The organism is Mycobacterium sp. TH-M11, from assembly GCF_057473725.1.
Genome location: NZ_JBYCLD010000032.1, coordinates 1 through 4769 on the forward strand (window position 1 = coordinate 1; position 4769 = coordinate 4769).

At 68.1% G+C, this 4769-nt stretch carries 5 protein-coding genes; 1 reads left to right on the top strand and 4 read right to left on the bottom strand.

What is annotated here, in order from left to right:
* The 3 genes from cofG to mshB all read right to left on the bottom strand — a co-directional run.
* Positions 1-1136: 7,8-didemethyl-8-hydroxy-5-deazariboflavin synthase CofG (gene cofG, locus AC2VOG_RS01425; protein WP_486938133.1), on the bottom strand; the 1136-nt coding region annotated here is incomplete at its 3' end.
* A gap of 90 nt (positions 1137-1226) precedes the next feature.
* Positions 1227-1637, bottom strand: coding sequence for a hypothetical protein (locus AC2VOG_RS01430; protein WP_486938134.1), 411 nt, complete (start codon positions 1635-1637; stop codon positions 1227-1229).
* A gap of 68 nt (positions 1638-1705) precedes the next feature.
* The gene (mshB, locus tag AC2VOG_RS01435) at positions 1706-2611 is read right to left on the bottom strand and encodes an N-acetyl-1-D-myo-inositol-2-amino-2-deoxy-alpha-D-glucopyranoside deacetylase (protein WP_486938135.1); all 906 of its coding nucleotides are present in this window, start codon (positions 2609-2611) and stop codon (positions 1706-1708) included.
* Positions 2612-2741: 130 nt separating this feature from the next.
* On the opposite strand from mshB, the gene AC2VOG_RS01440 reads away from it, so the two are divergent.
* Positions 2742-3326, top strand: a complete 585-nt coding sequence (locus tag AC2VOG_RS01440) for a TetR/AcrR family transcriptional regulator (protein WP_486938136.1) — start codon at positions 2742-2744, stop codon at positions 3324-3326.
* 30 nt (positions 3327-3356) lie between these two features.
* On the opposite strand, the gene AC2VOG_RS01445 is transcribed toward AC2VOG_RS01440, so the two are convergent.
* Positions 3357-4769, bottom strand: a 1413-nt coding sequence (locus AC2VOG_RS01445; protein ID WP_486938137.1) for an ABC transporter family substrate-binding protein, incomplete at its 5' end; no start/stop codon positions are given.

Sequence of the window (4769 nt, forward strand, 5' to 3'; positions counted from 1 at the left end):
GGCCGTTCGGGGTTGACGTGGTCGGGGGTCAGCGGCGAGACGCCGCCCCAGTCGTCGACGCCGGCTGCGATCAGCGCCAGGCACTCCTGCTCCGACACCAGGTTCGGCGGCGCCTGGACCCGCATCGCCGGGCCGAGGACGAGTCGCGACACCGCAACGGTGGCCAGGAAGTCGTCGATGCCGGCGTCCGGGGTCGACGCCATCGCGGTGTGCTGCTTGGCCCGGAAGTTCTGCACGATCACTTCCTGGACGTGACCGAATTCCTTGTGCACCTTGCGAATGGCATGCAACGTCTCGGCCCGCTCGATCAGCGTCTCGCCGATGCCGACCAGTAGCCCGGTGGTGAACGGAATGGAGAGCCGACCGGCGTCGGTCAGCGTGCGCAGCCTGACCTCAGGGTCTTTGTCCGGACTGCCGTAGTGCGCAAGGCCTTTGGTCTCGAAGAGCCGCCGCGACGTGGTCTCCAACATCATCCCCATCGACGGCGCGACCGGCTTGAGCCTCGACAGCTCCGACCAACTCATCACGCCGGGATTCAGGTGCGGGAGCAGCCCGGTTTCCTCCAGCACCCGGATCGCCATCGCGCGCACGTACGACAGCGTCGAGTCATAGCCGCGCTCTTCCAGCCACGACCGGGCCTCCGGCCACCGCTCCTCGGGGCGATCGCCGAGGGTGAACAATGCTTCTTTACAACGAAGTTCGGCACCGCGGCGGGCGATGTCGAGGATCTCGTCGGGCTCGAGATACAGGCCTGCGCCCTGGGCGCGCAGCTTGCCGGGCACCTCGACGAACGTGCAGTAGTGGCAGGAGTCGCGGCACAGGTGCGTGACCGGGATGAAGACCTTGCGGGAATAGCTGACCGGCAGTCGGCCGTTGCCGCCACGCCGACCAGCCGATTCCAACCCGGCGTCGCGAACCCGTGCGGCGCTGCGACACAGATCGGCCAGATCGTCGCCGCGAGCGGTCAACGCAACGGCCGCCTCGTCGATGTTGAGCGCCACTCCGTCGCGGGCGCGGCGCAGCACCCGGCGCATCGCGGATCTGCCCGCGGCCGGGGGTACCGACGGACTGGGCAACAAGGTCGGCTCTTCGCCGGGAGTCAACGGCACGTGGGTGTAACTCCCGGACGTCGACATTTCATCCGCACGTCCCCAATTATCCGCGACCCCACGCGTGCCATGAGCGACAACAGTAGCCTCCGGCCGTGGACCGCGTGGCCGGTGCCCTCAGCGGGCGGGTCGGCGCCGGTACAGCACCGCAAAGGGTGGCACCGTACCCGCCACGAGCAGCAATAACGGGCCGTAGGCCAGGACTCCACGGCCGGCGAAGATGACGTCGCCGCCGGGACCTTGAAAACACATCACCAGGACCGCCAACAGCCAGGTCCACAGCGGCAGCGCGGCAACCCGCGACGAGGTGGTCCAATACCCGCCAGCCCACACCAGTGCGGCGTTGAGCAGGCCGCTGGCCAGGACACTGATCGGGAATGGGACCGAACCGATGTAGGAGGGCAAAAAGAGGGCGCCGCCGATCGCCGACAGAATTCCGTCGACAGCCAGCAGCGCCAGAATGGCGACTCGAAGGGCGGTCAGGTGGGAACGCTGTCCAACTGCGAGACGATGGACATGACCGTCCACTGGAAGTTGTCCAGTCGGTCCTGCCAGTGCTGCTGGTTGTAGTCCAGGTCCGGATCCATGCCGCGAGCTTACCGCGCGAGGGGTCCGGCGAGGTCGACTCCGGCCAGCAGGTCGGTTTCCCAGCCGCGCTCATCACGATCGCCGGCCACGCCCGCGGTCAAGATGTAGTGCTCTTGGGTGACGATCGGCAGCGCGATGTTGTTCGACAACGCCAAGGCGCGACCGGTGGGCCCCACGGTCAGCTGCGTGGCGTGCGCTCGCAGCGCTGCCGTCTTCGCCGGTAAGGCTTGCGGATCGTCGATGACGGCGTCGATCTCGTGGTCGGGATACCCGATCGCCCCGAAGTCGCCATCCGGCGGCGGGACGATCCAGTGCTCGCGCAGATCCCCGGGCCCGAGCGCCGCCCATCCCGCGGTGAACGCGGCGCGCGAGATCACCGTCCAGTAGAACTTCGGCACCGACCACGGCCGTCCGGGGAAGTCGTCGCTGGCGGCGGCAGCGACCGCCGCGGTGGTGACGACGTGGGCCTGGATGTGGTCGGGATGCCCATAGCCACCTCCTGCGTCATAGGTGACCACCACGTGCGGTCGCATCGCGCGAATGATCTCGACGAGTGCGCCGACGGCTTCATGATGGTCTGCGTCGCTGAATCGTTGCCGACCGCGTGCTGGGGCGCCGACCATGCCGGAGTCCCGCCAGCGACCGGGTCCACCGAGGTAGACCGGGCCGGCGAGGCCGAGCGCCTGCAAGGCGGCGGTCAACTCCCCGATGCGGTACCCGCCGAGTTGGTCGGCGTGCTCGACGGACAGCTGCGCCCATTGGTCACCGATGACCTCGCCCTCCTCGCCGAGCGTGCACGTGACCACCTGGACCTGCGCTCCGCGTGCGACGTAGTGGGCGATGGTGGCACCGTTGGTGATGCTCTCGTCGTCGGGATGGGCATGCACAAATAACAGCCGCGGCGTTTCCTGCATGCACCGCACCCTACTAGGACACTGCGCGGCAAAGGATTTCGGTGACATAAAGCCCTGGGCCGCAATGACAGTCGCCAACTTGGCAAACCCCTGATCACCGCAAATGTACGTCGCTGGCTACTATCGTCGGATGGGACAGCAGACGGCAACGGTCCGCACCCGCCGCCGCGGCAAGCAACTCGAAGATGCCTTGTACGACGCGGCGCTGGCTGAGCTGGCTGCCGTTGGTTACGGCGGGCTGACGATGGAGGGCATTGCCGCGCGGGCGCGGACGGGTAAGGCCGCGTTGTACCGCCGGTGGTCGTGCAAGCGCGACCTGGTCCAGTCCGCGCTGCTCTATGCCCTGCCGCCGCTGCCCGAGCCGCGGGCGGATCGGTCCGCGCGGGAGAACCTGCTGGCCGCGCTGAACGCGCACTGCGACCTGGTCGCGGGCAAGACCCCATTTCCGAGCCTGGCCAGCCTGCAACAGCTACTGCACGAGCCAGAATTGCGGGCGATCTTCACCGACGCCGTGGTCGGACCGCGGTTGCGGATCACTGAATCGATCCTGCAGGCGGGCGCCGACAACGGCGAGATCGACGCGTCCGCGCTGACGCCCTACACCGCACGGGTGGGCGCTGCGCTGGTCAATCACCAGATGATGCTGACGGGCGCGCCGCCGAACAAACGTCAGCTCGCCCAGATCGTCGATACCGTGCTTTCGCGTCCGATCTGAATGACGTTGTAGTACAACACGGCGGGCCGCTTACTGCGAGGTCTTGACCCATTGCCCGGCATCGCCGACGATGCCGACCGGGACCGCGCCGGAGAGGCTGACATTTTGCACACTGGGTCCGGCGCCGACGATCGTGGTGTCCTGCAGAATCGGCAGCACCGTGGCCATGTCCCACAGCCGGGGTTCGACCGCGTTGATCACGTCGTTGATGTCCTTGGTACCGCCCAGGGCCGCGTCGATGTCGGCCTGAATGCTGTGGTCACAGATGCCGGTGAGGTTGGACGGCGCCTGCACGAGCGCGCCGGGCTCCTGCGCCTTGGACGGAGGTGTCGACGTGGCGGTCGGCGTCGTCGCGGGCGCGGGCTTTGCGGTCGGGCGGAATGTCGACGGTGCCACCGCCGTCGACACCGCCGTCGCCTCCAACGCCGGGCAGCCGTAGCGAGATGCCAGCAGCGTCGCCAGATTTCCACCGGCCTCACGCCATCCCACCAACGCGTCGACCTGGTTGTTCAGCAGCGCTTCGCGGTACAGCACGACCGGGTCGAGCGCGAGCACGGTCGCGTCGATACCGACGTTGCGTAGCTGGTCAGCCGCGGTGTTCGCGACGGCCACCGAGGTCGGATCGTTGGCCGCGACCCCGAGCACCAGCGACAGATCCTTGCCGTCCTTGACGACGTGACCGCGCGGGTTGTCCGGCGTCGAGTTGTCGTTGTCGATCTGGTAGCCCGCCGCCTCCAGCAACCCCAATGCTGCCGTCCGGGTCATGGCGGGCGGGGCGGTCGGCACGTAGCCGGGATCGCTGGGCGACCGGATCTGCGCCTGGTCCAGGCTCACGGTGTTGTCACTGCCCGCACCCACCGCGGCGAGTAGGTCCACGTCGAGCAGGCCCAGGATCGCTTTGCGCACCTGGCTGTCGGCCAACGTGGGCCGGCCGGCCCGCAACGTCAGCTGCATGATTCGCGGTGCCATGATCCGGGCGGTCCGCACCCCCGGGATCGCCGACAGCTGCGCGAAAACCGCCGAGCCGCCGTGTACTTGAGCTACCTGGGTGTCGCCGTTGCGGACCGAGTCGGCCAGCGCCGCGGGCGCCCCGGCGCGGCGGAAGAGCACCAGATCGGGCTTGGCCGGCGGGCCCCAGTAACGGTCGTTGCGGGCCAGCAGAATTTCGTCACGTTGAGGGTCGATCGACTCCACGCGAAACTGCCCGCCGGTGACCGGCAAAGCGCGGGCCAGCCCGGCCGGAAACCCACCGGGCACGTCTTTGACGATGTGCGCCGGAAGGATGTTGTTGAACAACTCCCGCCACGCCGGGTAGGGCCGGGCGAAGGTGACGACGGCCTGCTTACCGCCGTCGATCGACTGCACCCCGGTGACCAGGTCATAGCCGGCCGGGTCGACCACTCCGGGCTGGCCGACCATCTGCCGCCACAGGTACCAGAAGTC

Coding starts and splice junctions, on each gene's coding strand:
- mshB (WP_486938135.1), bottom strand. CDS start 2,611: ATGCAGGAAACGCCGCGGCTGTTATTTGTGCATGCCCATCCCGACGAC.
- AC2VOG_RS01440 (WP_486938136.1), top strand. CDS start 2,742: ATGGGACAGCAGACGGCAACGGTCCGCACCCGCCGCCGCGGCAAGCAA.